This window comes from Achromobacter sp. GQ309, from assembly GCF_059759315.1.
Map to the genome: position 1 here is coordinate 238,844 of NZ_JCAXDP010000002.1, position 26,450 is coordinate 265,293.

Genomic DNA, 26,450 nt, shown 5'->3' on the forward strand with positions numbered 1-26,450 from the left:
GGTAGTCCGCCATGCGGGGCATTTTTTACCTGCCGTTGAAACACTTGACCGCCTATTTGACCTCTACCCCGCCCGCTGCGGCCCCGCGCTCTCCTCCAGCATCCGCTGCACCCGTTCGCCCAGCGCATCCAGCGAGAACGGCTTGACGATGAGTTCCATGCCGTCCTCCAGGAAACCACCCGCGCTGGCCGCGCTTTCGGCGTAGCCCGTCATGAGCAGCACGCGCAGGCCGGGGTGAGCGACGCGCGCGGCGTCCGCCAACTGCCGGCCGTTCAGGTTGGGCAGGCCAACGTCCGTCACCAGCAGGCTCAGGTTACGCGTGGACGTCACCAGCTCCAGACCTGCCTCCCCGTCGCCGGCCGTCAACACATGCAGGCCCATATCCACCAGCGACTCGCGCACCATTTCGCGCACGTTCGTGTCGTCTTCGACGACGATGACGAAGGCCTGGCCGGCCGACGCCGCTTGCGTGCCGGTCGCCCGCGGCGCATCCGCGGCCTGTTCCGGCACGCCTTGATGGCGAGGCAGGTACAGCCGCACCGACGTCCCGACGCCTACGGCGCTTTCCAGCACGGCACTGCCGCCGGCCTGCTTGGCAAAACCGTAAGTCATGGACAGCCCGAGCCCCGTGCCTTCGCCCAGCGGCTTGGTGGTGAAGAACGGGTCGAAGGCGTGCGCCAGCACATCGGGCGACATCCCGCAGCCCACGTCTGACACCGTGACCTCGACAAACGGGCCCGGCTTGACGCCTGGGCTCTGGCGCAGCGACGCTTCGTCCAGCTGCGTGTTTGCCGCCGCAATGGTCAACACGCCGCCATTGGGCATGGAATCGCAGGCGTTGATCACCAGGTTGAGCATCGCGTTCTCAAACTGGTTCTTGTCGCAATTGATCGGCCACAGGTCCGGGTCCAGATCGAAGACCAGATTCACGCGCTCGCCGGTATACCGATGGAACAGGTCCATCATGGAATGCAGCGTGCCCTCCACGCTGAACGGCTTGGGGTCGATCGGCTGGCGCCGCGAGAAGGTGAGCAGGCGCTGCGTCAGGTGCGCTGCACGGTTCGCTGAATCCATGGCCACCGTGATGAACCGCTGCGCCTGTTCGGGCACGCCGGCAGACAGCTTGCGCTGAATGAGATACAGCGCACCGGTGATGCCCTGGAGCATGTTGTTGAAATCGTGCGCGATGCCGCCGGTCAGGCGTCCCACCGCCTCCATCTTCTGGGCCTGGCGCAATGCATTCTCGGTGTCGGCCAGCGCCTCGGCCTGCGCTTTCAGATCGGAATCATCACGTCCCGCGACGTACAGGCTCTCTTGCGACCACGACATGCTCCACGTGATCCAGCTGTAGCCGCCCTCGCGCCGCAGGACCCGGTTTTCCAGGTGCCGGGCGGGTTGGGTGCCGTCCGCCTGCGCGTGCGGCGACCAGGCGGTGCGCGTCGCGTCCAGGTCGTCCGGGTGGATCAGCTCGGCCAGCCCCATCGACAGAAACTGGTCGGGACTCCAGCCCAGAATGGGTTGCACGGCCGGATTCACGCTGGCAAACCGGCCCCTGCTGTCGATGACGGCCAGCAGCTCGGGAGACATTCGCCAGATGCGATCCCGCTCGGCAATGGCGTGCTCCACCCGCTGCTCCAGCATGCGTGCGTATTGCGAACGCTCGACCGCGTCGCACATCCGTTCGGCGACTTCCTCGATGAACGCCAGATCCGCCGGCTTGAGCCGGCTGCTCGACAAGGGGCGGACCAGCAGCGCACCGCCTTGCCGCGCCCAGCGGCGCATCGGCACGACGATGGCCGACGGGCGGATGTCGCCGCCCTCTTGCGCCACCAGCGGCTGCAGATAGGTCGTGCGCCCCTTGCGGACGGCGTCGAAAAAATCTTCGTCCAGTTGTTCTGTCGCCAGCGCGCCGTGGCTCGCCACATCATGCTCGGAACGCCAGCAGGTCGACACCACCGGCGCCGCGCCGTCGCCGGCCCAGTCCAGAACCGCCACCAGTCCCAGCGACAGGTGCTGACCCAATCCCGCGCAGGCGGTTTCCTCGATGGCCGGCTGCAGATGGAGTTCTCGCATGCGGTCGCCCAGCGCCAGCAGGAAATTCTTGCGATGCTGGCCTTCCCACAGCTCGGTCTCGGCGGCTTTGCGCGCGGTGACGTCAAGAAACAGCGCCATGATGCGATCGGGGCCTTCCTTGCGCGCCCGCGCCTCGTACCACGCATCCTTGGGCGCGGGCACGGCAAATTCAAATTGGGCGGGCTCGCCCGACTCCACGACCTGCGCGAACGTATCCAGGATCTGGCTGGGAACGCCGGGAATCATCTCGCGCAGCGTGTGGCCCAGCGTGTCGCCCTCGCGCATGCCGCTCTGGCGTTCAAAGGCGGGGTTCACCTCCAGAAAGCGGAAGTCGGCGATGCGGCCGTCCTCGCTGCGCAGCGCTTCGGCAAGAAAAAACGCTTCCTGCATGCCGTCGAACATCGCCCGCCAGCGCTCGCCGCTGCGTCGCAAGGCCACGTCCAGCAGATGCCTTTCGATCGCTAACGCCGCGCTACGCGTTACCAGCGCGATCGCGTCGATATCCTGCGCGGTCGGCAGCCGGCATTCTTCGTAGTAATTGGAGAAGACGCCCAACAGCCGTCCGTCTGGCGCCTTGATCGGCGTGGACCAACACGCGCGCAAGCCATTCTCCAAGGCAAGGTCGCGCCACGGCGCCCAACGCGGATCGTTGGCAATATCGTCGGTGTAGACCGGCTTGCCCGAATGCGCTGCCGCGCCCCACGAAGCGGTCATCGGCCCGATGGCTACCCGGTCCACGGCGGCATTGAACGCGTCCGGCAGGCCGGGTGCGGCGCAATGCCGCAATTCGGTTCCTGCGTCGTCCACCACCGCAATGGACGCGCGCAGCGTCACGCTCGACTGCGCCTCGACGGCGTTCAGCACATGTTCCAGTACCTGCCGGATCGGTACGCCGGCAGCTATGCGCTCCAGCATGATGCGTTCGTCTTCCAGACGAGCTAGCGTGTCGGTCCATGGCAGGGACACGCGGTCTTGCTTGGTCAGCATGGTTCCCCCTATCGCAATACAGAATGTATCGCGATAGAAGCGCGCGTGGCGCAACCCTGCGTAACGCGACGCTACCCTTCCCTGAAAAAAGAGGGGAAGTCAGGCGGGACCAGCGGCGCCCGCCGCGGCATGCCGTCCCGTGCGCCAGGCGAGACCCGCGCTGATCACGAGCGCGGCGGCCAGCAACCCGCCCGCCATGGCGGCCACGCCATGCCAGCCGCCGACGGTCCAGAATTGGCCTCCAAGCGCCCCAAGCACGCTCGACCCCACGTAATAGACCAGCAGGTAGAACGAGGCGGCCAGCGCCTTGTAGCCGCGCGCCATCTGCCCGACCCAGCCGCTCGCGACGGCGTGGGCCGCAAAAAAGCCGAAGGTGAAGACGACGATGCCTGCGATCAGCACGGGCAACGCGTTGGAAAGGGTCAACAGCAGGCCCCCCAGGGCAAGGCCGGACGCAGCGGCCAGCATCGCGCCGCGCCCGTGCCGGTCAGCCAGGCGGCCGAACCAGGTCGAGGCGAAGATGCCCACCAGGTAGACGACAAAGATGAACCCGATGAAGGTCTGGCTGAGCGAGAACGGCGGCAGCAGCAGGCGAAAGCCGACATAGTTGTAGACCGCGACGAACGCGCCCATCAGCAGCCCGCCCATGGCGAACAGCGCGCACAGCGGACCATTCTTCAGGTGCGCGCCGGCGCCTTCCCGCACATCCGCCCACACGCCCGCCCATCCCTGGCCCCGGCGTGGCGTGAACCGGCGCGAGGCCGGCAGCAGCCACACAAACAGCAGGGCCGCGATGAGGCCCAGCAATCCGAGCGTGCCCATCGCCGCGCGCCAGCCGAAATGGTCGGACACCAGGCCGGTGATGACCCGTCCCGACAGCCCGCCGAATGCGCTGCCGCTGATGTAAAGCCCCATCGCGAAGCCCAGTGTGCCGGGCTCCACCTCTTCGGCCAGGTAGGCCATGGCCACGGCGGGCACCCCGCCCATCGCCACGCCTTGCAGCGCGCGCAGCGCCAGGAGACTCTGCCAGTCCGGCGCGACGGCCGCGACGGTTCCGAGGACGGCGGAGGCAAACAGGGACCACGCCATGACCCGCTTGCGCGGCAAGGCGGCGGAAAACAGGCCCACAAAGAAGATCGCGATGGCCAGCAACCCCGTGCACAGCGACAGCACCAGGCTGCTCTGCGCAGGCGATACGTTGAACGCATGGGTGAACAGCGGCATCAGCGGCTGCACGCAATACAGGAGGGAGAAGGTGGAAAAACCGGCGGCAAAGAGTGCCCACTGGGCACGGCGCAGTCCCGGCGTACCGCGCGCCAGATATTCGGGCGCCGTGGCGCCGCGTTCGGTTGCGGGACTTGCAGAAGGGGTAGACATCAGGATTCTCGAAAAACACCGGGCTTGAGCCCGTGCATACAAAGTAGACTTTTCCCCTGCATATGTCCAATATATGAAACCCGACCCGTTCATATTTAAAAACGATGGAATTGCGCCACCTGCGTTACTTCACCGCTGTTGCCGAGGAACTGCACTTCACGCGCGCGGCGGCCCGCCTGGGCATCGGTCAACCTCCGCTCAGCCAGCAGATCCAGCAACTGGAACGCGAGATCGGCACGCCGCTGTTCCTGCGCCTGCCCCGGGGCATCGCGCTGACCGAAGCCGGCGCCCAGTTCCTGGACGATGCGCGCGCCATCCTGGCCAGCGCCGACCGCGCCATCGACATGGCCAGACGGCTGGGCCGCGGCGAACGCGGCGCCATCACGGTGGGCTTTACCGCATCGGCCGTATTCCACCCCTACCTGCCCCGTGCCATCCGCGCCTTCCGCGACCGCTATCCCGACGTGCGCATCACCCTGACCGAAAGCAATACCATCTCGCTGCTGCGCGGGCTGCGCGCCGGCGAGGTCGATGTCGCCTTTGTGCGCCCCCCTTACGTGCTGGACGCCGAATTCGAATCCGAGCACGTGCTGGACGAGCCGATGCTGATCGCCCTGCCGCCCGGCCATCCGCTCAGCCGCAAACGTGCCGTTCCCATCGCCGAACTGGCTGACGAGGATTTTGTGCTGTATCCGCGGCCCATCGGCGCGGGCCTGTACGACGCCATCCAGTCCGCCTGCCAGCGTGCCGGCTTTGCGCCGCGCGTCATCCAGGAGGCCCCGCAGATGGCGTCGATCGTGAGTCTGGTGGCGGCGGGCGTCGGCATTTCGATCGTGCCCGCCGCCATGCGGCACATGGGCGCGCAAGGCATCGAGTACCGGCCCATCAAGGGCGATGCCCCGCACGCCCTGCTGGACATGGCGTACCGGCGGCACGACCGATCGGTGGCTGCGGAAAACGCGGTCGGCATGTTGCGGCGGCTGGCGCATCCCGAACGCGATTGAGTTTTCACGAACCAGCCGTATCCCCCTGTCGCGTTTGTCATTTCCTGTAAACCGTCCGGGCGAAGCCGGCGATAGACTCTCGCGCTTGCCGGCGATGCGTCCCCGTGGGAGACCCGCTGTCAGCCGCGTTCAACTTTATAAAGGTGCTCCCGTGAGACGTACCCTTCTGGCCCTGGCTTTTGCGTCGATCCCCGGACTGGCTGCCGCCGCCGCGCTGCCCTCCTCCATCGGCGCCGTCACTGTCTACCAGGATCGCGCCGTCGTCACCCGCGCCGCCAGCAGCGAGCTAGCCGCGGGCGAACACGAGCTGGTGCTGGAAAACCTGCCCGCGTCGCTCCAGGAAAACTCGCTGCAGGTGTCTGCCAAGAGCACCGGCCAGGCCACACTGCTTGACGTCAAGGTCAGCGACGTCTACCAAGCCGCCACCGCCAACGAACGCGTGCGGCAGATCGAGGCGCAGATCGACAAGCTGGTCAGCCGTCAGGCCGCGCTGGACGACGAAGCTGCGGTGCTGGATAACCAGCGCGAACTCATCCTGATGATGCAGCGCGGCGCCACGGAACCGGCCAAGGACGGCGCGCGGCTCACGCTGGACGAACTGAAGGCGATCCAGACCCTCAGCGCCGAGTCGCTGGCCACGACGCTGGCGGGCCTGCGGCGCGTGGCAGAACAAAAGACCGAGCTGGAGCGCGAGATGACGGCGCTGCAAACCCAGCTTGGCCTGGTGCGCGGCGAATCGGGCCGTCGCACGAAGACCGTCACGTTGCGGGTCAACATGGCGCGCGCCGGCAAGCTGGACCTGGCGCTGTCGTATGCGGTGGCGGGCGCACGCTGGACGCCGGCCTACGACGCGCGCCTGCGCCCCGCCGACCGCAATGTGGATCTGGGCTACTTCGGCGTCATCCGCCAGAACACCGGCGAAGACTGGAAGAACGTGAAGCTGACGCTGTCCACCGCCCGGCCGTCCCTGGGCGGCGGCGCGCCGACGCTGCGTCCGTGGATCATCGACGTGGCCGCGCCGCCCCCGCCGCCCCGGCCCGTTGCCGCGCCCGCCCCCGCCGCCGTGCAGGCCGAGATGCACGCCAAGCGCGCGCCGCGCGCCAGTGCGGTGGAAGACAGCGCCGTGCTGCCCGAGCCCGAAGCCGAAGCCATCGATGTCTCGACGGCCCAGGTCCAGAACGCCGCGACCAGCGCGTCGTTCCAGATCAAGAATCCGGCCACGCTGCTGTCGGACAACACCACGCAACGCGTCGCCATCGCAACGACCCAGCTGCCTGCGACCTTGCAATACCAATCCACGCCGGGGCTGCGCGAGACCGTCTACCTGACTGCGCAGGCCAGCAACAACACCGACTTCCCCTTCCTGGCCGGTCCGCTCAATACCTTTCTGGATGACGCGTTCGTGGCCTCAGGCGCCATGAAGGCCGTGATGCCGGGCGAAAAACTGGAGCTGGCCCTCGGCGCCGACGATGGCATTTCCATCAAGCGCCAACTGGTGAACCGCTATACCGAAAGCACCGGTTTCTCGGGCAGCGGCAAGCGCGTCACCTACGAGTACAAGATCACCGTCAAGAACAACAAGGCCACCAAGGAACAGGTGTCCTTCGCCGACCGCCTGCCCATCTCGCGCAACGAGAAGATCGTGGTCAAGCTGCTGTCGCCGTCCGAGCGCGACATCAAGCGCGAGGAAGACGGCAAGCTGGTGTGGGACTGGGAACTTGAGCCGGGCAAGTCGCGCGAGACCGTGCTGAAGTTTTCGGTCGACTATCCGGGTGACGTTGCCGTGTTCGGTCTGTGACGTGCAACCTGTGACCCTCAATGCGTGCGGCAGAACTCGATGAACGCTTCGGGGTCCAGGGGCACGGAGATCCCGTAGCCCTGCGCCACATCGCAACCCAGTTCGCGCAGGAGCTGCACATCGCGCTCCTGCTCGACGCCTTCGGCGACCACGCGCCGGCCCAGCACCCGCCCCATTTCAATCGCGGCCGCCACGACGGCGCGCGAGGCGGGCTCGCGGTGCATATGCACGATGAAGTCGCGGTCGATCTTCAATTCATTGAACGGCATGGCGGAAAAGAGGCGCATGGACGCGATGCCGGCGCCGAAATCGTCCATCGCCAGCTCAAAGCCGCGCACACGTAGAAGGTTCAGCGTCGACGACAGCGCGAGCCAGTCGTTGACCGGCTCATCCTCGGTAAGCTCCACCTTGATCAGCCGTGCGGGCAGTCCCGCCTGCCCTACCTTCTGCTCCAGCAGGCCGGGCAAGTCGCGCGAGCACAGCGTGGACGCCGAGGCGTTGATCGCAATCGGCACGGCGATGTCCTCGTCCTGCATCTGACGCAACACGTTCAGCACGCGGTCGGTGACGCGGCTGAACAGCATGCGGTCCATGCCCAGCCGGTGCGCCGCCGGTACGAAGTCGGCGGCGGAAATGGCGCCCAGCTTCGGATCGATCCAGCGCGACAGCGCCTCGGCCGCGACCACGCGCCCCGTCGACAGGCTGATCTGGGGTTGCAGCACCACGCTCATGCCGGTGCCGGAAAGCAGCGCCTGGCTCAGCGCGGCTTCCATGACTTCACGCCGCACCGACTTGGGTTTGTCCGGCGACGCCGATTCGTCGTCGATGCTGTGCAGCGCATTCTTGATGGCCTGTTGCATCGCCACGCGCGACACGGGCTTGGACAGCGCCTGCGCCGAAGGGCAACCGGCCTGCAGGGCCAGGCGGACATGCGACTGCAGCAGTTCGTCGCTCAGGCTGCTGATCCAGATGATCGGCGGCATGCTTTTCAGGCGCCCCGCGTCCACCAGCCTGCGCAGGTCGTTGGGCAGCCGCGTGCCATCGCCTTCGCCCATCACGATGTCGCTGATCAGCACGTCATGATATTGACGCGTGATCGCGCCGACCGCCTCGATGCTGCTTGCCAAGCCCGCCACGCGGCGATAGCCCAATGCCAGCAGCATGTTCTGCAGGTAGGCGCGTTCGACTGGGTGATCTTCCACGAGAAGAATCCGTCGGGACGCTCCGGCATCGGGTTTTGGCATTGCTGACCGTCCTGGACCTGTATACACGGTAAGAAGCCGCACGCGGCCCCCGCCTGCGCCTGCCGCAAGCCGGTTGCAGCCGGCCAACTGAGAGCGTGAATCAATGCTAAGGCATCCACGCGAAACATGTCTTTATCGATAACGGGTTAATTCAGTTCGTCACCGATAGGCGTAGCCAGCGGCGCCTCCGCCGTCCGGCTCCGTTCATTGGGGCCTGTCCCCGCCGCACGGACTTGCCGCAGCCACCCATCCGCCTCCACCGTCCGCGGGTGCGATAATGGCGGACTTTCCCGCATCTACCGGCACGGAGCTTCTCTTGACCCGCATTGACGACCCCCTGCACGACCGCGAGGTCGGCGCCGCCGACGCCACCCAGGACAACACGCGCACCGACGACACCCGCATCAGCGCCGTGCGCCCGCTGATCTCACCCGCGCTGCTGCAGGATGAATTGCCGGTGTCGGCCGACATCCAGACGCTCGTCGAGCAAAGCCGCGCGCAGATCGCCGACGTGCTGCACGGCCGCGACGACCGGCTGGTGCTGGTGGTGGGCCCCTGCTCCATCCACGACCACGCGCAAGCCATGGAATACGCGCGCAAGCTGCGCGCCGCCGCCGACGAGCACAAGAAAGACCTGCTGATCGTCATGCGCGTCTACTTCGAGAAGCCCCGCACCACCGTCGGCTGGAAGGGCTACATCAACGACCCGCGCCTGGACGGCAGCTTCCGCATCAACGAAGGCCTGCGCCGCGCCCGCGAACTGCTGCTGGACATCAGCGGCCTGGGTCTGCCCATCGCCACGGAATTTCTGGACCTGCTCAGCCCGCAGTACATCGCCGACCTGATCGCGTGGGGCGCCATCGGCGCACGCACCACGGAAAGCCCCAGCCACCGTCAGCTCAGCTCCGGCCTGAGCTGCCCGCTGGGCTTCAAGAACGGCACCGACGGCGGCGTGCAGATCGCGGCCGACGCGATGGTCGCCGCGAGCGCCAAACACGCGTTCATGGGCATGACCAAGATGGGCATGGCCGCCATCTTCGAAACCCGCGGCAACCAGGACACGCACGTAATCCTGCGCGGCGGCAAGCAAGGCCCGAACTACGACGCCGCCAGCGTGCAAGCCTGTTGCGACGCCCTGCGCAAGGCCGGCCAGCGGGAACAGGTCATGATCGACTGCTCGCACGCCAACTCCAACAAGTCGCACGTGCGCCAGATCGACGTGGCCAACGACATTGCCGCCCAACTTGCCCAAGGCGACTCCCGCATCACGGGCGTCATGATCGAAAGCCATCTTGAAGAAGGCCGCCAGGACCTCAAGCCCGGTGAGCCGCTGCGTCATGGCGTCTCCATCACCGACGCCTGCCTGGGCTGGACGCAGACCGAGCCCGTGCTGGCCGCCCTGGCCCTGGCCGTGCGCCAGCGCCGCGAAAAGCTCGCCGCGCGCGGTTGATCGCTGGCGGGTGTCCGGCGCGGGGTAGCCCCCCCGCGCCGCCTGTTACAGCACGCACCTGAAACAATTGGTATCATGCGCGTCTTCGGGGGCCTCGCGCCCCCTCCCGCTTCTTTTCGTTCAGGTATGGATCGTTCTCGCCTTGTAGGGGCCGCACCGGCCCAGTCCGCCCCCATGCGGCACAGCATTTTCATTTACACCGAAGAACAACGCGGCAACCAGATGGTCGAGTCCCGCGTGATCGGCATGATGTCCGACGTGTCCGGGTCGGAAAAACTCATCGTCGTGGAAGACCCGTTTCACGGGCTCAAGTACGTCTACCGCATCGACCACGAGAGCAACAATCTGGACGCGGCCGCCATCACCGAGATCGACGAATCGCGGTTCAACGGCAAGTCCTCGATCGAGATCAATGCCATGTCGTACCGGCTGGGCACCGCGGACAATGCCGTCAAGCTCTTGCGCGGCAAGACGCGCTGGATCCAGGACAAGGGCTCGGTGCTGTCGGTGCTGCTGCAAAATGCTGCTGCGCGCAAAACGCGCTTTGCGCCGGCCCGGATTGAACGCGATCGGATGCGCAAAGTGCCCGAGGGTGTGCCGGTCGAATTACTCCCTTCGTAGGCGGGACGGTATCCACCCCGGTTCTTCTTATCCACAGAATTTGTGGATAAGAAAAACCCAAACGCCCGGCTGATGGCCTTTCGGGCGATGCGCACCGGGCTGCGCAATTTTTGACCAACTGATTTTTCGCTGCCGCCTGGATCGCATCCTTGATCCATGCCGCGCTGCCGCATCGGCGGGAATGATATTCTGCGCGCACGCACGCCAAAGACGTATACCGTCGTCCTCTGATTTTTCCGCGCGATCGCGGCCATTCAAGAATTCACAGCATGACCAGAACACACCTGTTCGCCCCCGGAGCGCCCAAGCGCGCCACACCGTGACGATCATCGTCGTCGACGACCACGGGGATTGGCGCGATTCCATCGCCGAGTACATCCAGGACCTGGGCCTGGACAAGACCATCCTCACCGCAGGCTCGCTGGCCGAGCTTGACGAGCTGTTGCTCACCGTAACGCCCGCGATCCTCGTGCTGGACGCCATGCTGCCGGACGGCGATGGGCTGGCGCGCGTGTCGCATCTGCGCACTTCCTATCCGTCAATGGGCATCATCATGCTCACCGGACGGCTCCTGAGCGAAGACAAGGTGTCGGGCCTGAGCCTGGGCGCCGACCACTACCTGACCAAGCCCGTCAACCTGGCCGAACTCGGCGCCACGCTGGTGTCGCTGTCGCGGCGCCTGCGCGTCGTGCCGGCCGCCGACACAGAGGATGCGCAATCGGACGCCTGGCGCTTCGACCCCGCGCGCCGCACGCTGACCTCGCCCAGTCAGATCAGCGTCGACATCACCGATACCGAAAGCCGCCTGATCGGCGCGCTGATCCAGGCGGCGCCACTGCCGCTGACGCGCGCCCGCCTCGTTGAAGCCCTGGGCGCAAGCGCCGAGGCCTACGACACGCATCGGCTGGACGCCCACATGCATCGGCTGCGGCGCAAGCTGCGCGAGCTGGCCGGTGGCGACCTGGGCATCCGCACCGTCTATGGCGTGGGCTACGTCTGCACCACGCCCGTCACCATCGTCGGCAGCCTGCCCAAACTCTGAGACCGCCCGCATGAACGCTCCTATCCGCCCCCGCCGCTCCGTTCTCTACATGCCCGGCGCCAACGCGCGCGCATTGGACAAGGCACGCACGCTCGACGCGGACGCGCTGATCCTCGACCTGGAAGACGCGGTGGCGCCCGACGCCAAGGCGCAGGCCCGTGCCCAGGTCGCTGCGGCGCTGCGCGAAGGCGGCTACGGACGGCGCGAGTGCATCGTGCGCGTCAACGCGCTGGATACGCCGTGGGGGATGGACGACGTGCGCGCCGTTGCGCAAGCCGGCGCCGATGCCGTGCTGCTGCCCAAGGTCGAATCCCCCGCCCAGTTGGCCGCGCTGGCGCAGGCCCTGGACGCGGCGGGCGCGCCCGTGGATCTGCCATTGTGGGCCATGGCCGAAACACCGCTGGGCTTTCTGCGGCTCGATGCCATCGCTGGCGGCCATGAACGGCTGGCCGCCATCGTCGTCGGTACGTCTGATCTGGTGAAGGATCTGCATGCGCGCCACACGCCGTCGCGCGACGAGACGCTGCTGGCGCGCTCGCTTGCCGTGATGGCAGCACGGGCGCACGGCCTTGCGGTTCTGGATGGCGTCCATCTGGATCTGAACGACGATGCTGGCTTGCAGGACGCCTGCCGGCAAGGACGCGACCAGGGCTTCGATGGCAAGACGCTGATCCATCCGCGCCAGATCGCCGCTGCGAATGCCGCCTTTGCGCCGACGGCAGAAGAGCTCGATACGGCGCGCAAACGGCTGGACGCGTGGCGGGCCGCGCAGGCCGAAGGTAAAGGCGTGGCGGTGGTTGACGGGGCCTTGGTCGAGAACCTGCATGCCAGCGAGGCCGAGCGCGTGCTGGCGCTGGCGGCGGCAATTCAGACGCCGTAGGGGGATGCGGCCGGACCTCCCCGCCCGGACCTCCCCGCCCGGACCTGCCCGGCCGGGTACAATCCCCCCCTTCGTTCGGATTGAGTCCGCTTTCATCCGATCACGTTCGCGCCGGCGCGCATGATGCGCGTGCCATCCCGCCGCGGTTCCTGCTTTCCTGCATACAGCCCCCAGAGGGCGTCTTGCCGCGCGCGCATCGCGCCATCCAGTCCTACATTCATGATCCGCTTCCAACAAGTTTCACTCATGCGCGGCGTCAAGCCGTTGCTCGACAAGGTCGACCTGCTTCTGAACCCCGGCGACAAGATCGGCCTCATCGGCGCCAATGGCGCGGGCAAGTCGAGTCTGTTCGGCCTCTTGCGCGGCACGCTGCACGCGGATCAGGGAGACCTGGACTACCCGGCGTCGTGGCGCGTGGCCCACGTCGCGCAGGAAACCCCTGCGCTGGACCGCCCCGCCATCGAGTACGCGATCGACGGCGACACCACGCTGCGCAAGCTGGAAGCGGAACTGGCCGCGCTGGAAGCCGAGCCTGAAAGCGCCGAAAACGGCCTGCGCATGGGCGAGATCTACGCCGCGCTGGCCGACGCCGATGCCTACACCGTCCATTCGCGCGCCGAGCAGTTGCTGACCGGCCTGGGCTTCACGCAGGCGCAGATGCACCTGCCGCTCACCAGCTTCTCGGGCGGCTGGCGCATGCGACTGAACCTGGCGCAGGCGCTGATGTGCCCGTCCGACCTGCTGCTGCTGGACGAGCCCACCAACCACCTGGATCTGGACGCGATCATCTGGCTGGAAGACTGGCTCAAGCGCTATCCGGGCACGCTCATCGTCATCTCGCACGATCGGGACTTCCTGGACGGCGTGGTGAACGTGATCGTCCACATCGACGAACGCAAGCTCAAACGCTACTCGGGCCATTATTCGTCCTTTGAACGCCAGCGCGCCGCGCAGCTTGAACTGGCGCAGGGCATGATGGAAAAGCAGATGCGCCAGCGCGCGCACCTGCAATCGTTCATTGACCGCTTCAAGGCGCAAGCCAGCAAGGCACGCCAGGCGCAGAGCCGCATCAAGGCTCTGGCCCGCATGGAAGAAGTGGCGCCCCTGCGCGCCGCGGCCGAGTTCTCGTTCGAATTCCGTGAGCCGCTGCGCGCGCCCAATCCGCTGCTGACGATGGACAAGGTCAGCGCGGGCTATCGCATCGAGGACGAGGCCACCGAAGCCGTGTCCGACAAGATCATCGTGTCGGGCATCAACTTCTCGCTGCAGGCGGGCCAGCGCATCGGCCTGTTGGGCATCAACGGCGCGGGCAAGTCGACCTTCATCAAGACCATCGCGGGCGAGATCGAATCGCTGGCCGGCGACACGCAGTTCAACAAGGGATTGTCCATCGGCTACTTCGCGCAGCATCAGGTCGAGATGCTGCGGCACGACGAATCTCCGTTGTGGCACATGACCAAGATTGCGCCGACCGTACGCGAACAGGAACTGCGCAACTTCCTGGGCAGCTTTAACTTCAACGGCACGATGGCCACCAGCTCGATCGCGCCTTTCTCTGGCGGCGAAAAGGCGCGGCTGGCGCTGGCGCTGATCGTGTGGCAACGCCCCAACCTGCTGCTGCTGGACGAACCCACCAACCACCTTGACCTGGAAACGCGCGAGGCGCTGACGGATGCGCTGGCGCAGTTCGAAGGCACGCTGGTGCTGGTGTCGCACGATCGCCATCTGCTGCGCGCCACGACCGACCAGTTCATCATCGTTGCCGACGGCAAGGTCAACCCGTTCGACGGCGACCTGGACGACTACAAGGACTGGCTCTACAAGACCAAGCTGGCGGCCAAGGCGGCCTGAGCGCGTTTTTGCGCGCCGTGCGCGCGCAACCGCGTTACAATCGCGCCGAATTGCCGGACTCCAGCGCCAATCTGGCCCGCACGGCAACCATCAACCACGTCCCGCTGTATGCGGGACGCGTTTTTTTAGCGCCATAGATGCCTATCAAAGACCAACTTTTTCTTGCCAGCCAGTATCTCGCGCCGCACCACCTGGTGTCGCGCTTCTTCGGATACGCATCGGACTGCCGCGAACCCGCGGTGAAGAACTGGATGATCTCGCGTTTCGTCCGCAAGTACGGCGTGAACATGAGCGAGGCGCTGCAAGAAGACCCGTTGGCCTACGACTGCTTCAATGACTTCTTTACGCGTGCGCTGAAAGACGGCGCGCGCCCGCTGGACGAAGAACCTGGCTCGGTGGTGTGTCCGGCCGACGGCGCCATCAGCCAGATGGGCGCGATCGAACAAGGCCGCATCTTTCAGGCCAAGGGCCACAGCTACGGACTCGCGGACCTCCTGGGTGGCGACACCGAGCGCGCCGCGCCGTTCCAGGGCGGCCAGTTCGCCACCATCTACCTGTCGCCCAAGGACTACCATCGCGTTCACATGCCCGTCGCCGGCACGCTGCGCGAAATGATCCACGTGCCCGGGCGCCTCTTCTCCGTCAACCCGCTGACCGCCCGCAACGTGCCGCGCCTGTTCGCGCGCAATGAGCGCGTCGTCTGCATCTTCGACACCGAGCACGGCCCCATGGCCGTGGTGCTGGTGGGCGCGATGATCGTGGCGTCCATCGAAACCGTGTGGGCAGGCCTGGTCACGCCGTTCAAGCGCCGGGTCAAGTCCGTGCGCTACGACGCGGCTGCCCGCGCGCCCATCTTTCTTGAAAAGGGCGCCGAGATGGGCCGCTTCAAGCTGGGTTCCACGGCCATCGTCCTGTTCGGACCCGACAAGATCCGCTGGGCCGACACGCCCTCGGTGACGGGCCCGGTGCGCATGGGCGAGCTGCTGGCGTTGCCCACGCAGGCATAAAGCGCGAAGCCTGTTCGCCAAAAGCGAACAGGCCACTTCAGTTTTATTCGCTTTCTGCGTTCGACGGCCGTTGCTAGATTACGGGCTTTTACCGGCCCGCCATGACTACCACCGCCCTGCCCGCCGCGACCCCTGACGCCGCCTCTGACGCCCTCGCCCGCAAGCTGCCCCGAGCGCTCGGGCGCATGCTGTCCCTGGACGATTTCGAAGCCGCGGCTCGCCGCCGGCTGCCGCGCCCGATCTTCGGCTACATCGCCGGCGCAGCCGAAGACAACCAATCCCTCAAAGGCAACCGCGAAGCCTTCGCGCAGTACGCGTTCACGCCGCGCGTCCTGGTGGATGTCTCCCGCCGCACGCAACAGACCGATCTGTTTGGCCGCACCTACGCGTCGCCCTTCGGCATCGCGCCCATGGGCATCAGCGCGCTGTCGGCTTACCGGGGCGATATCGTGCTGGCGCGCGCGGCGCGCGAGCAGAACGTGCCCGCGATCCTGAGCGGCACCTCGCTGATTCCTCTTGAAGCCGTCATCGCCGAAGCGCCCGGCACCTGGTTCCAGGCCTACCTGCCCGGCGACCCCGCCAGGATCGACGCGCTGATCGAACGCGCCCGGCGCGCGGGCTTCGAAACCCTGGTGCTGACCGTGGACATTCCCGTGTCCGCCAACCGCGAGAACAACGTGCGCACGGGTTTCTCGACGCCGCTCAAGCCCAGTTTGCGCCTGGCCCTGGACGGGCTGGCGCGCCCGCGCTGGCTGGCCGGCACGTTCGTGCGCACGCTGCTGGCGCATGGCATGCCGCACTTCGAGAATTCCTTCGCCACGCGCGGCGCGCCCATCGTCTCCGCCTCGGTGCTGCGCGACTTCACGGCACGCGACCACCTCAGTTGGGAGCACGTGGCGCGCATCCGCCGGCAATGGCCGGGCACACTCGTCATCAAGGGCATCCTGCACCCGCGCGACGCGGCGCTGGCAAGGCAGCATGGTGCCGACGGCATCATCGTGTCCAATCACGGCGCGCGCCAGCTTGATGGCGCCATCTCACCGCTGCGCGCCTTGCCTGGCGTGGTCGCCCAGGCCGGCGCGATGACCGTGATGATGGACAGCGGCGTGCGGCGCGGCGGCGATGTGCTCAAGGCGCTGGCCCTGGGCGCGCGCTGCGTATTCGTGGGCCGCCCCTTCAACTACGCCGCAGCCGTAGGTGGCCAGCAAGGCGTGGCGCATGCCATCGGACTGCTGCGCGCCGAGGTCGACCGCAACATGGCCATGCTGGGCATCAATCGCCTTGACGAGATGGACGCCAGCCTGATCTGCCGGGAAGGCGAACTGCCTGCCTGACGCTGCTTCGCCAGGCCCCCAGGTGCGGTGCCGGCGGACGCGCAGCGCCGCGTTTATCAATCGCGGCGCCGCCGGAGCATAGAATGGCGGTTCCCTGATTCCCTGCGCGTCCGCTGCGACGCGCCCGCCCGCCGCCGTGTCCCTGCGCCAATCCTCATTCTTCCTGCGGTTCCTGACCCTGGGCGCCCTCGCCCATGTGTACGTCGGCGCCCGCCTGATCCCCGACCTGCTGCTTGGTGGCGAAGGCACTGCCGCCGCCATCCTCTTCCTGGTGCTTTCGTGCGTGCTGATCCCGATGGGCATGCTGGCGCGCTCTTCCGTCAATCCGCCTTGGGGCGACCGCATCGCCTGGGTCGGCCTGCTGGCCATGGGACTGTTCTCGTCGCTCTTCGTGTTGACCGTGCTGCGCGACGCGCTGATGCTGCTTCTGTGGCTGGGCAATCTGGCGGCTGGCGCCGATCTGCCCTGGCTCGACCTGCGACGCGCCAGCGCGTGGACGGTCATCGGGCTATCGCTGGCTGGCACGCTGGCGGGCTTCTACAACGCCCGGCGCCGCGCCCGCGTGGTCGACGTGGACGTACCGATCGCCGGCCTGCCGCAAGACCTGGACGGCTTCACCATCGTGCAGATCAGCGACATCCACGTCGGCCCGACCATCAAGCGCCGCTATGTGCAGGCCATTGTCGACGCGGTCAACGAACAGTTGCCCGACATGATCGCCATCACCGGCGACGTGGTGGACGGCAGCGTCGAACAGCTTGCGGCGCAAGCCCGTCCCCTGGGCGATCTGCGCGCACCGTTCGGCGTGTATCTGGTCACCGGCAACCACGAATACTATTCGGGCGCGGGCCCCTGGATCGCTGAATTCCGCCGCCTGGGCCTGCGCGTCCTCTTGAACGAACATGCCGTAATCCATCCGTCGGGCCTGCCTGTGGTGGTGGCCGGCGTCACGGACTTCAGCGCCGGGGCCTTCGATCCGCAGCAGCGCAGCAATCCGCGTGCGGCGCTGGCCAACGCGCCGGCCGACGCCTTTCCGCGCATCCTGCTGGCCCACCAGCCGCGCAGCGCTGCCGCGGCGGAACCGGCGGGCTACACGCTGCAGATCTCCGGCCATACGCATGGCGGGCAATTCTTTCCGTGGGGTTTCTTCGTGCGGTTCCAGCAACCGTTTACGGCGGGGCTGCACCGGTTGGGACAGATGTGGGTCTACACCAGCCGCGGCACCGGCTATTGGGGACCGCCCAAGCGGTTGTGGGCGCCGTCGGAGATCACGCGCCTACGCCTGCGCGCCGCCCCCGCCCGCTGAAGGGCGGGATGCTCTCGAGACGGCCAGCAATCAGGCCGCCTGGGGATGTTGTTCAAGCGGCCAGCAATCATGCCGCCTCAGGCAGCGGCCCGCGCTCCAGATAACTGGTCAGGGCGATATCGCTGGTCGTGTTGGAGATGCCTTCAATCTGGTGGATACGCGCCAGCAGCAATTCCAGCGCCTGGGTATCGCGCACACGCACCTTCAGCAGCATCGCGCTCTTGCCGGTGATGGTGTGGATCTCCTCGACCTCATTCAGCTCGGCCAAGCCCAGCACCTGCTGCGTGATGGTCCAGTTGATCGTGTCGACATGCACGAAGGCCAGCAACGGCCGGCCCATCTTTGCGCCGTCGAGCTTGGCGGCGATGCCCTTGATCAGCCCGTCGCGCTTGAGCCGCTTGACCCGCTCGTGCACCGCGGGCGCCGACAGGTTGAGCTGTTTGCCCAGCTCCGCATAGCTGGGCGTGGCGTCGTCGGCCAACAGCGTCAAGAGTTTCCGGTCGCGGTCATCGAGGTCAGACATTGGAATCAGCTTCGGCGCGCAGCGCGGCCGGCCTTGATGAAAAGGGTTTGTCGGGGCAAACCCTGATTTTATTCCGATTGCCGTCCTGAAACCGCCTTACCAGGGGAACGAAATCAGGTCGCCGTACAGCCGCTTGAGCGTCGCCTTCACTTCGGGCGAGTTCTGATAAATGGCAATGAACTTCAACAGGCGCGGGTCCTGCGCCTTTTCCGGCTTGGCCACCCAGCGGATGGCGTAGCGCCGGATGCTGTCCGGATCGGTATTGTCGAAGGCCAGCCCATCCTTTTCGTTCAGGCCCGCCTGTTTTGCGAACGTCGTGTAGGTGACCGACGCCGTCACGTCGTCGAACGTGCGGGCCGACTGCGATCCTTCGATCTGGACGAACTTGAGCTTCTTGGGATTGGCCACCACGTCCTGCAGGCTGGCCTGGTGTGCGACGCCCGGCTTGAGCGTGATGAGTCCCATCGACTGCAGCAGCAGCAAGGCGCGGCCGGTATTGACCGGGTCGTTCGGCACCGCGATGGTCGCGCCCTCGGGCACCGGATCCCCCTTCTTCAGCTTTTTGGAAAACAGGCCGATGGTGGTCGAATAGCCGTATGCGATGGGCTGCAGGTTGGCGCCGCGGCGCTGGTTGAAGAGTTCAAGAAACGGCGCGTGCTGGAAGAAATTGGCGTCCACCGACCCGTCGGCTACCGCAATGTTGGGCAGCACCCAGTCATTGAATTCCACCAGCTTGACGTCCAACCCTTGCTGCTTGGCCTGCGCGATGGCCAGTTCGGTGGCCTCGTTGGCCACGCTGGCAATCACGCCGATCCGCAGGGGCTGTTCCTGCGCCGCCGCCGGGGCAATCACCGCCAATCCCAGCGCCGCCACCGCGGCGCCGCGCATCAGTCTCTCAAGCAATTGGTGCACAAGCATGTCAGCCATCCACAGAATCGGAACGCCGGACGACGGTCCGGCACAGGCGCTATTGTGCAGCACCCGGCGCGCCGGTCACGGAAAGGCCTTTGTCATGCAATGGCAATGCCAAGCCGCGCCCACGGCGCTAAGATGGCCGCAGTATGCCTTTGGGAGACGTTCATGAGTGCCGTGATGCCCCCCCAACCCAACCCGCAGTCCGCCGCCAGCCGCCGCGACCACATCGAAGACCAGTTGGGCGCGCACAACTACCACCCGCTGGACGTCGTGCTGGCGCGCGGCAGCGGCGTCTGGGTCTACGACGTGGACGGTCGCAAGTACCTGGACTGCCTGGCCGCCTATTCCGCGGTCAACCAGGGCCATTGCCACCCGCGCATCCTGGCGGCCATGACCGAGCAGGCGCAAAAGCTTACCCTGACCTCGCGTGCGTTTCGCCATGACCAGATGGCGGGCTTCTATGAAGACCTGGCGCGCCTGACGGGCGCTCACAAGATCCTGCCCATGAACAGCGGCGCCGAAGCCGTCGAAACGGCCATCAAGGCCGTGCGTAAGTGGGGCTACGAGGTGCGCGGCGTGCCCGAGGGCAAGGCCGAGATCATCGTCTGCGCCAACAATTTCCATGGCCGTACGCTGGGCATCGTGGGGTTTTCGACCGACCCCGACGCCTATGGCCATTACGGCCCGTTCGCACCCGGCTTCAAGGTCGTGCCTTTTGGCGACTTCGAGGCCTTCGACGCCGCCATCAGCGACCGCACGGTCGCGTTCCTGGTCGAACCGATCCAGGGCGAAGCCGGCGTGGTGATGCCGCCGCCCGGGTACTTCAGCCGCGTGCGCCAACGGTGCACGGAACGCGGCATCACGCTGATTCTGGACGAGATCCAGACCGGCCTGGGACGCACGGGCAAGCTGCTGGCCGAGGAGCACGAAGGCATCGAAGCCGACGTCACGCTTATCGGCAAGGCGCTGTCCGGCGGTTTCTATCCCGTGTCCGCCATGCTGTCCAACGCCGACGTGCTGGGCGTGTTCCAGCCCGGTCAACACGGCAGCACCTTTGGCGGCAATCCGCTGGCGTGCGCCATCGCGCGCGCCGCGCTGCGGGTGTTGACCGAGGAAGGCATGATCGAAAATGCGGCCGCCGTGGGAGCGCATTTCCTGGAGCGCCTGCGCAGCCTGCCCGGCCCGGTGCGCGAGGTCCGCGGGCGCGGCCTCATGCTGGCCGTGGAACTGGAGCCGGACGCCGGCGGCGCCCGCCTCTGGTGCGAACGGCTCCAGGCGCGAGGCTTGCTGGTCAAGGACACCCACGGTCATACCCTGCGCCTATCGCCTCCCCTGATCGTCACGCGGGACGAAGTGGATTGGGCGTGCGATCAACTGGCGGCGGTCTTGTCCGCCGCGTGACCCCACGCGCCGCAACGTGAACACTGCAATACGGAGCATGCGAATTGACGAACGCATTGACGAAAACCCCCACCCTGCCCACCCAAGTCACCCTGATCGGCGCACCGACCGACATCGGCGCCGGCGCGCGCGGCGCGTCAATGGGCCCTGAAGCGCTGCGCGTCGCGGACCTGGGGCCGGTCATCGAAGCGCAGGGCTTTCAGGTCCGCGACCGCGGCAACCTGTACGGCCCCGCCAATCCCTGGCTGCCGCCCGTGGACGGCTACCGCCACCTTGAGGAAGTGACCGCGTGGAATCAGGCGGTGCACGATGCCGTGTACGAAGAACTGGCCGAAGGCCGCCTGCCCGTCCTGCTGGGCGGCGACCACAGTCTGGGCATCGGCTCGGTCAGCGCGGTGGCGCGCCACTGCCGTGCCACCGGCAAGAAACTGCGCGTGCTATGGCTGGACGCGCACGCCGACTTCAACACCCATCTGCTCACGCCCACCGGCAACCTGCACGGCATGCCGGTGGCCTGCCTGTGCGGCAATGGTCCCGCGCCGCTGACCGGCATGTCGGGCGAGTTTCCGGACATCGAGCCGTCCTGCGTGCGGCAGATCGGCATCCGCAGCGTGGATCCTGGCGAAAAACGCCTGCTGCACGACGCCGGCCTCGAGGTCTTCGACATGCGGTATCTGGATGAGATGGGCATGCGCGCCACAATGCAGGCCGCCTTGGCCGGGCTGGACGCCGACACGCATCTGCACGTGAGTTTCGACGTGGACTTTCTCGATCCCGAGATCGCGCCGGGCGTGGGCACCACGGTGATGGGCGGCCCCACCTATCGCGAGGCGCAGCTCTGCATGGAGATGATTGCCGACACCGGCCTCATGCGGTCGCTGGACGTAGTGGAACTGAACCCGGCGCTCGACGTGCGCAACCGCACGGCGGAGCTGGCGGTGGATTTGATTGAAAGCCTGTTCGGAAAGTCCACGCTGGTGCGGCGGGGGCCTTGACGCGGGCGGTCGATGACGCGCGGCGCATCGACCGCATCGCTTCCGGCGGCGTAGACCGATGGAAATATTCCCTTATCCCTCGCGATCACGCCGGATCGCCTCGGCCGCGTCGCGCAAATGAATCAGATTTTCCTCGCGCTGCGCCCACACGCGCGGCGTGGGACCTGCCACGCATAGCGCGTACCATTCGCCGCCCAGATCCAGTGCGACGGCCAGCCCCGTGAGGTCCGCGACGCTTTCCCCCACGTTCGAGGCCCAGCCCCGCTCGGCAACCTTGCCCACGTCGGCCAGCAGGGCTTCGCGGGTTGTCAGCGTGCTATCCGTGTAGCGCGTGTATTGCGCCGCCGCCAGGACCTGATCGCGGTCAGCGGCCGGCAGGCGCGCCAGGATGGCTTTGGCAACCGAACTCGTGTGCAGCGGACGTCGTTCGCCGGCGCGCGCCGCATAGTGGACGGGCTGGGTCGACTCGGCCACGTCCAGAAACACGACGGCGCCATCCTGGATCTTGCCCAGCATCACGGTCTCGTTGACGGCATCGCGTAGCGCCAATAACCGCGGCCGCACCAGATCCAGCCACGGGTCGCCCGCGAGAATCTGCGCCGCCAGCCCGTGCAGCTTGCCGGTGGGGTAATACCCGGCGCGGCGCCTGACCTCGTACAGATACCCCCGAGCCACCAAGGTGCGCACCAGTGCCAGACAGCTCGACATCGGCGCGCCCAGCCCCTGGGCCAGCTCGGTCAGCGGCATGGGCCGCTTCGTCTGCGCAAACAGCTCCAGCAACTCCAGCGTGCGAGCGACAAGCTTGACTTCCACGGCGTCAGCCCTCCTTCGTGGCAATGCGTATTTGGCACCCGGACTAGGGTGTTCCACCGTGTTGACTTTTCATGTGCAGGTACCTAAATTCTTGCACAGGAATTTGCATTCACCAATGTGAAATACATTTCAGCCGGCTGGAGCACCGGCGCCCGCCTACCCGAGTTGCCGCGTCATCCATAACGTTCAATAAAACGGTCCGCTTCAGGGCTGGGAGACAGAAAGATGCGTATCAAACCCGTGTTGGCGGCTCTGGCCGCCACCTTGGCCGCCTGCGCGGCCCAAGCCCAGTCCGACGTCGTGCGGCTGGGCGTGTCCAACGACCGTTCCGGCATTTACTCCGACCTTGGCGGCCTCGGGTCCGAGACCGCCGTGCGCATGGCCGTGGAGGATTTCGGCGGCAAGGTGGCCGGCAAGACCGTCGAAGTCGTCGGTGCGGACAACCAGAACAAGGCCGACGTGGCGTCCGCGCTGGTGCGCCGCTGGTTCGACACGCAGAATCTGGTCGCGGTGGTGGACGGCGGCGCCAGCTCGGCCGGCCTGGCCGCCCAGGGCGTGGCGCGCGAAAAAGGCGGCACCGCGCTGATCAGCGGCGGTTTTGCCGGGGACTTCAGCGGCAAGCAATGCAGCAACCTCAGCACGCAATGGGCGCCGGATACCTATGCGCTGGCCAACGCCGTGGTCAAGAGCGTCGTCGAGAGCGGCGGCAAGAGCTGGTACTTCATCACCACCGATTACGTCTTCGGCAAATCGCTGGAAAGCAACGCGTCACGCTTCGTCGAGGCCGCGGGCGGCAAGGTCGTGGGCAGCACGCGCCATCCGCTGGGCGCGATGGACTTTGCGTCGTTCCTCATCCAGGCGCAGTCATCCAAGTCCGACGTCGTGGGCCTGGCCAGCGCCGGCGGCGATCTGGTCAACCTCATCAAGCAGGCGCAGGAGTTCGGCCTGGCGGGCGGCAAGCAGCGGATGCTGACGTTCCTGACCTTTATCAACGACGTCCATGCAATGGGGCTGCCCGTTGCGCAGGGGCTGACCTTCCCCACCGGCTTCTATTGGGATGCCGACGAGGACACCCGCGCCTGGACCCAGCGCTGGCAAAAGAAGATGGGCGTCACGCGCGCCCCCTCCATCGTCCAGGCCCTGAGCTACGTGGCCACCACGCATTACCTGCAGGCCGCGCAGGCCGCCGGCACCTTCGATGCCGCGGTGGTCAACCAGAAAATGCGCGAATTGCCCATCACCACCAAACTGATCAAGAATGCCCGGGTGCGCCCCGAAGATGGCCGCGTCATCATGGACCTGTACCTGGTCGAGGTGAAAAAGCCCGCCGAGTCCAAGCATCCGAACGATTACTACCGCATCCTGTCCACGGTGCCCGGCGAAAAGGTCTTCGTGTCGCTCGCCGACAGCGAATGCCCGCTGGTCAAGAAATAGGTCACGCCCGGCGCGCCGGATTCCGGTCCGGCCGCAGGGTGCAGGCAATTACATAAAGGAGACAACCATGAAGTGCTATTGCGTCGTCAATTTCCGCGAACCGCTGCAGGAAATGGACCAGCCCACCCCCACGCCGCAAGGGACGCAGGTCCTGCTCAAGGTCCGCGCGGCCGGCGTGTGCCACAGCGATATCCACTTGTGGGAAGGCGGCTACGACCTGGGCCAGGGCCGGACCCTGTCGCTCAAGGACCGTGGCGTGTCGCTGCCGCTGACCATGGGCCATGAAACGGTGGGCGCCGTCGTGGCGGCCGGCCCCGACGCGCAGGGCCTGGCCACCGACCGCAATTACCTCGTCTATCCGTGGATCGGCTGCGGCAAGTGCCCGTCGTGCATGGCCGGCATGGAAAACCACTGCACCGCGCCGGCCTGCCTGGGCGTCCACCGCGCCGGCGGCTACGCGGACCACATCGTCGTGCCGCATCCGCGCTACCTCATCGACATCGGCGACCTGGATCCCGCGCAGATCGCGCCTTACGCGTGCTCAGGGCTCACCACGTACTCCGCGTTGCAGAAGATCGGCGCAGACATCTACCGCGAGCATCCCGTCGTGATCTTCGGCGCGGGAGGCCTGGGCCTGATGAGTCTGACGCTGATCAAGGCGCTGGGTGGCGCGGGCGCCATCGTGGTCGACATCGACCCCGCCAAGCGCCAGGCGGCGCTGGATGCGGGCGCGCTGGCGGCCATCGACGGCGCCGCCCCGGACGCCGCGCAGCAGATCATGCAGGCGGCGGGGGGCAAGCCGGTGCGGGCCGCGATCGATCTGGTCGGCGCACCGGCCACCACCTCGCTGGCGTTCGACTTCCTGACCAAGGGCGGCAAGCTCATCATCGTTGGCCTGTTCGGCGGCGGCTCCACCTGGCCCATCGCCTTGATTCCGATGAAGGCCCTGTCCATCATCGGCAGCTACGTGGGCAACCTGGCCGAACTGAAGGAACTGATGGAACTGGTGCGGGCGGGCAAGGTGCCGCCGATGCCCGTCCACCGCCACGCATTGGCCGAGGCGGACAGCGTGCTGGCCTCGCTGCGCGAAGGCAAGGTCGTGGGCCGGGCGGTGTTGACGGTTGATTGAAGCTTTTGCGGCGATTGCGACTGAACGCGCCCGGCAGCGGGCGCGTTCTTTTTGACGCCTGATTTTTCACGCCTGCCTTTGGACGCCTACGCCGGCCGCAACCGCGGATCGTAGACGAAGCGTTCGCGCCGCACCACCACGATATCCTCGGCGTCCGGATGCGCCGGATTGATCAGGAAATTGCAGTCCGGCACGCCGCGATACGGCACGATCGCGCTGGGCAGTTCCAGCAGCGCCGACACCCCCGACGCCACCCAGTTGTCGCCCACGGCCTGCGACGCTTCGGCAAAGGGCACCGCGTCCCAGAACGGATAATCGTCCTGCAGTTGCGCCAGCGACAGTGACTGGCGCGCCTCGAAGATGCCATTGGGCACGGCCAGTTCAATCAGGTAGCGGTTGGCGTGCTCGGACGCGCGCGCCGCAAAATGCACCACCGTTTCCAGCACGGCCAGCGCCACGCTGGCCGAGGCATACACCACCGGCGTACCCGGGCTGTTGTAGCGTCCGCCCACCGCGGCCGCCCCGGCGCCGGAGAGGTCGTCCGCCCGGTACTTGCCCGCCGTGGTGCCAATGCGCCAGAGCGAAACGTAATCGGTCATGCGTAGACGCCCGCGGCGGCGCGGGCCAGCGTGTCTTCGACGATGCGGCTGCTGGCATCCGACGTCAGCAGCGACAGCGGCTTGACGTTGCCCAGCGCCGGCACGGGCGTGTTCAGCCACAGCACCGCTTCCGCGTCGCTGCCCAGCACCTGACGGGCGACGCGCACCACGCGGGCGACGCGGGCAAGCCGGTCGGATTCACCGAGCGGCAGCGCCTGCCCTTCGCGCGTCCAGCGCGACAGCGACGCCGCCTTGACCTCCGTGATCGCCATGATTTCCGACTTGGGCACCTGCAGGTAATCGGCGGCATCGTCGACCATCTGCGCGGGCAGTCCACGGTGCACATCCCGCGCAATATCGGTCAGCGGACTGTCGATCAGGCCGCGAAAAAGCTGCCTGGGGCGCGGCGGGCGCTTGGTGGAGGCGCCGCGCTTGGCGGGCGATTTGTCAGTCAGCGCGATGGTCATGATCTGCTCCGGGCGCCGCGTGGACGAAGCGAAAGCCGGAGAAACCGGCCAGACTTGCACGGCGGCTGAATTACCAAATTGAATTTATAATATCCCATTTGGAAATCGGCTTGCAAGGCGGCCGTTGCCGAGCCGGCTGCGGGCCGCGCTTTGCCATCGTCCGCGGCCCCGTCATGCACCATATTTGGGCCTATCATAGG

Annotated in this window: 23 protein-coding genes; 14 read left to right on the plus strand and 9 right to left on the minus strand. The window is 66.6% G+C overall.

The genetic code is table 11. The annotated features are described in order from the left end of the window. Positions 1-63: 63 nt before the first annotated feature. Positions 64-3,060, minus strand: a complete 2,997-nt coding sequence (locus AC6CIE_RS06435; RefSeq protein ID WP_218343756.1) for a GAF domain-containing protein — start codon at positions 3,058-3,060, stop codon at positions 64-66. Between the two features lie 99 nt (positions 3,061-3,159). Beyond that, complete coding sequence (locus tag AC6CIE_RS06440; RefSeq protein ID WP_498091707.1) at positions 3,160-4,437, minus strand: MFS transporter; 1,278 nt, start codon at positions 4,435-4,437, stop codon at positions 3,160-3,162. 104 nt (positions 4,438-4,541) lie between these two features. On the opposite strand from AC6CIE_RS06440, the gene AC6CIE_RS06445 reads away from it, so the two are divergent. Together AC6CIE_RS06445 and AC6CIE_RS06450 are read left to right on the plus strand one after the other, a co-directional pair. Further along, positions 4,542-5,441: a LysR family transcriptional regulator gene (locus tag AC6CIE_RS06445; protein ID WP_498091709.1), complete on the plus strand. Its 900-nt coding sequence runs from the start codon at positions 4,542-4,544 to the stop codon at positions 5,439-5,441. Between the two features lie 172 nt (positions 5,442-5,613). After that, positions 5,614-7,239, plus strand: a complete 1,626-nt coding sequence (locus AC6CIE_RS06450) for a mucoidy inhibitor MuiA family protein (protein WP_498092108.1) — start codon at positions 5,614-5,616, stop codon at positions 7,237-7,239. A gap of 17 nt (positions 7,240-7,256) precedes the next feature. Here the strand turns inward: AC6CIE_RS06450 and AC6CIE_RS06455 are convergent, their stop codons facing one another. Further along, positions 7,257-8,441, minus strand: coding sequence for an EAL domain-containing response regulator (locus tag AC6CIE_RS06455; RefSeq protein ID WP_498091710.1), 1,185 nt, complete (start codon positions 8,439-8,441; stop codon positions 7,257-7,259). 358 nt (positions 8,442-8,799) lie between these two features. Here AC6CIE_RS06455 and AC6CIE_RS06460 point away from each other — a divergent pair, with 358 nt between their 5' ends. The 4 genes from AC6CIE_RS06460 to AC6CIE_RS06475 all read left to right on the plus strand — a co-directional run bounded on the left by AC6CIE_RS06460 (position 8,800) and on the right by AC6CIE_RS06475 (position 12,476). Then, positions 8,800-9,933 (plus strand): 3-deoxy-7-phosphoheptulonate synthase, encoded by a 1,134-nt coding sequence (locus tag AC6CIE_RS06460; protein WP_239213366.1) that lies wholly within the window; start codon positions 8,800-8,802, stop codon positions 9,931-9,933. A 126-nt stretch (positions 9,934-10,059) separates the two neighbouring features. Beyond that, complete coding sequence (locus AC6CIE_RS06465) at positions 10,060-10,554, plus strand: hypothetical protein (protein WP_175121604.1); 495 nt, start codon at positions 10,060-10,062, stop codon at positions 10,552-10,554. 319 nt (positions 10,555-10,873) lie between these two features. Next, complete coding sequence (locus tag AC6CIE_RS06470) at positions 10,874-11,596, plus strand: response regulator transcription factor (RefSeq protein WP_175121605.1); 723 nt, start codon at positions 10,874-10,876, stop codon at positions 11,594-11,596. A 10-nt stretch (positions 11,597-11,606) separates the two neighbouring features. Continuing rightward, a complete protein-coding gene (locus AC6CIE_RS06475) occupies positions 11,607-12,476 on the plus strand; it encodes an HpcH/HpaI aldolase/citrate lyase family protein (protein WP_498091711.1) in 870 nt (289 codons plus the stop codon). Between the two features lie 92 nt (positions 12,477-12,568). Here the strand turns inward: AC6CIE_RS06475 and AC6CIE_RS06480 are convergent, their stop codons facing one another. Beyond that, entirely contained in the window at positions 12,569-12,697 is a 129-nt protein-coding gene (locus AC6CIE_RS06480; protein WP_302477431.1) for a hypothetical protein, read from the minus strand. On the opposite strand from AC6CIE_RS06480, the gene AC6CIE_RS06485 reads away from it, so the two are divergent. The 4 genes from AC6CIE_RS06485 (at position 12,696) to AC6CIE_RS06500 (ending at position 17,974) form a co-directional block, all read left to right on the plus strand. Beyond that, positions 12,696-14,327 carry an ATP-binding cassette domain-containing protein gene (locus tag AC6CIE_RS06485; RefSeq protein WP_367352126.1) on the plus strand — a complete coding sequence of 544 codons (1,632 nt, stop codon included), beginning with the start codon at positions 12,696-12,698 and terminating at the stop codon, positions 14,325-14,327. The two genes, AC6CIE_RS06480 and AC6CIE_RS06485, sit on opposite strands and share 2 nt — an antisense overlap. 137 nt (positions 14,328-14,464) lie before the next feature. After that, positions 14,465-15,334 carry an archaetidylserine decarboxylase gene (asd, locus tag AC6CIE_RS06490; RefSeq protein ID WP_175121608.1) on the plus strand — a complete coding sequence of 290 codons (870 nt, stop codon included), beginning with the start codon at positions 14,465-14,467 and terminating at the stop codon, positions 15,332-15,334. Between the two features lie 101 nt (positions 15,335-15,435). Beyond that, positions 15,436-16,668: an alpha-hydroxy acid oxidase gene (locus AC6CIE_RS06495; protein WP_498091713.1), complete on the plus strand. Its 1,233-nt coding sequence runs from the start codon at positions 15,436-15,438 to the stop codon at positions 16,666-16,668. A gap of 136 nt (positions 16,669-16,804) precedes the next feature. Then, positions 16,805-17,974, plus strand: a complete 1,170-nt coding sequence (locus tag AC6CIE_RS06500) for a metallophosphoesterase (protein ID WP_498091714.1) — start codon at positions 16,805-16,807, stop codon at positions 17,972-17,974. A 67-nt stretch (positions 17,975-18,041) separates the two neighbouring features. Here the strand turns inward: AC6CIE_RS06500 and AC6CIE_RS06505 are convergent, their stop codons facing one another. After that, entirely contained in the window at positions 18,042-18,497 is a 456-nt protein-coding gene (locus tag AC6CIE_RS06505) for an Lrp/AsnC family transcriptional regulator (protein WP_056561122.1), read from the minus strand. 96 nt (positions 18,498-18,593) lie between these two features. Next, positions 18,594-19,385, minus strand: a complete 792-nt coding sequence (locus tag AC6CIE_RS06510; RefSeq protein ID WP_239213423.1) for a MetQ/NlpA family ABC transporter substrate-binding protein — start codon at positions 19,383-19,385, stop codon at positions 18,594-18,596. A 192-nt stretch (positions 19,386-19,577) separates the two neighbouring features. Between AC6CIE_RS06510 and rocD the strand changes: the two genes are divergently transcribed. Both rocD and rocF read left to right on the plus strand, forming a co-directional pair. Further along, positions 19,578-20,813, plus strand: coding sequence for an ornithine--oxo-acid transaminase (gene rocD, locus AC6CIE_RS06515; protein ID WP_498091716.1), 1,236 nt, complete (start codon positions 19,578-19,580; stop codon positions 20,811-20,813). A 56-nt stretch (positions 20,814-20,869) separates the two neighbouring features. Continuing rightward, on the plus strand, positions 20,870-21,808 hold the full coding sequence (gene rocF, locus AC6CIE_RS06520) for an arginase (protein WP_279974090.1): 939 nt from the start codon (positions 20,870-20,872) through the stop codon (positions 21,806-21,808). 72 nt (positions 21,809-21,880) lie between these two features. Here the strand turns inward: rocF and AC6CIE_RS06525 are convergent, their stop codons facing one another. Continuing rightward, entirely contained in the window at positions 21,881-22,621 is a 741-nt protein-coding gene (locus AC6CIE_RS06525; RefSeq protein WP_175185322.1) for an IclR family transcriptional regulator, read from the minus strand. A gap of 225 nt (positions 22,622-22,846) precedes the next feature. On the opposite strand from AC6CIE_RS06525, the gene AC6CIE_RS06530 reads away from it, so the two are divergent. Together AC6CIE_RS06530 and AC6CIE_RS06535 are read left to right on the plus strand one after the other, a co-directional pair. Next, positions 22,847-24,055 (plus strand): ABC transporter substrate-binding protein, encoded by a 1,209-nt coding sequence (locus tag AC6CIE_RS06530; protein ID WP_175185323.1) that lies wholly within the window; start codon positions 22,847-22,849, stop codon positions 24,053-24,055. Between the two features lie 67 nt (positions 24,056-24,122). After that, positions 24,123-25,184 (plus strand): alcohol dehydrogenase, encoded by a 1,062-nt coding sequence (locus AC6CIE_RS06535; RefSeq protein WP_175136565.1) that lies wholly within the window; start codon positions 24,123-24,125, stop codon positions 25,182-25,184. An 86-nt stretch (positions 25,185-25,270) separates the two neighbouring features. Here the strand turns inward: AC6CIE_RS06535 and AC6CIE_RS06540 are convergent, their stop codons facing one another. Then, complete coding sequence (locus tag AC6CIE_RS06540; protein WP_498091717.1) at positions 25,271-25,783, minus strand: RES family NAD+ phosphorylase; 513 nt, start codon at positions 25,781-25,783, stop codon at positions 25,271-25,273. Continuing rightward, positions 25,780-26,250, minus strand: coding sequence for a type II RES/Xre toxin-antitoxin system antitoxin (gene parS / locus AC6CIE_RS06545; protein ID WP_175185325.1), 471 nt, complete (start codon positions 26,248-26,250; stop codon positions 25,780-25,782). The genes AC6CIE_RS06540 and parS overlap by 4 nt, the downstream gene beginning before the upstream one ends. Positions 26,251-26,450 lie beyond the last annotated feature (200 nt).

Bases quoted from the DNA above. Each gene is read 5' to 3' on its own strand.
- AC6CIE_RS06435 (WP_218343756.1), bottom strand. From the start codon at position 3,060: ATGCTGACCAAGCAAGACCGCGTGTCCCTGCCATGGACCGACACGCTA.
- AC6CIE_RS06440 (WP_498091707.1), bottom strand. From the start codon at position 4,437: ATGTCTACCCCTTCTGCAAGTCCCGCAACCGAACGCGGCGCCACGGCG.
- AC6CIE_RS06445 (WP_498091709.1), top strand. From the start codon at position 4,542: ATGGAATTGCGCCACCTGCGTTACTTCACCGCTGTTGCCGAGGAACTG.
- AC6CIE_RS06465 (WP_175121604.1), top strand. From the start codon at position 10,060: ATGGATCGTTCTCGCCTTGTAGGGGCCGCACCGGCCCAGTCCGCCCCC.
- AC6CIE_RS06475 (WP_498091711.1), top strand. From the start codon at position 11,607: ATGAACGCTCCTATCCGCCCCCGCCGCTCCGTTCTCTACATGCCCGGC.
- AC6CIE_RS06485 (WP_367352126.1), top strand. From the start codon at position 12,696: ATGATCCGCTTCCAACAAGTTTCACTCATGCGCGGCGTCAAGCCGTTG.
- AC6CIE_RS06480 (WP_302477431.1), bottom strand. From the start codon at position 12,697: ATGAATGTAGGACTGGATGGCGCGATGCGCGCGCGGCAAGACGCCCTC.
- asd (WP_175121608.1), top strand. From the start codon at position 14,465: ATGCCTATCAAAGACCAACTTTTTCTTGCCAGCCAGTATCTCGCGCCG.
- AC6CIE_RS06495 (WP_498091713.1), top strand. From the start codon at position 15,436: ATGACTACCACCGCCCTGCCCGCCGCGACCCCTGACGCCGCCTCTGAC.
- AC6CIE_RS06505 (WP_056561122.1), bottom strand. From the start codon at position 18,497: ATGTCTGACCTCGATGACCGCGACCGGAAACTCTTGACGCTGTTGGCC.
- AC6CIE_RS06510 (WP_239213423.1), bottom strand. From the start codon at position 19,385: ATGCGCGGCGCCGCGGTGGCGGCGCTGGGATTGGCGGTGATTGCCCCG.
- rocD (WP_498091716.1), top strand. From the start codon at position 19,578: ATGAGTGCCGTGATGCCCCCCCAACCCAACCCGCAGTCCGCCGCCAGC.
- AC6CIE_RS06530 (WP_175185323.1), top strand. From the start codon at position 22,847: ATGCGTATCAAACCCGTGTTGGCGGCTCTGGCCGCCACCTTGGCCGCC.
- AC6CIE_RS06535 (WP_175136565.1), top strand. From the start codon at position 24,123: ATGAAGTGCTATTGCGTCGTCAATTTCCGCGAACCGCTGCAGGAAATG.
- AC6CIE_RS06540 (WP_498091717.1), bottom strand. From the start codon at position 25,783: ATGACCGATTACGTTTCGCTCTGGCGCATTGGCACCACGGCGGGCAAG.
- parS (WP_175185325.1), bottom strand. From the start codon at position 26,250: ATGACCATCGCGCTGACTGACAAATCGCCCGCCAAGCGCGGCGCCTCC.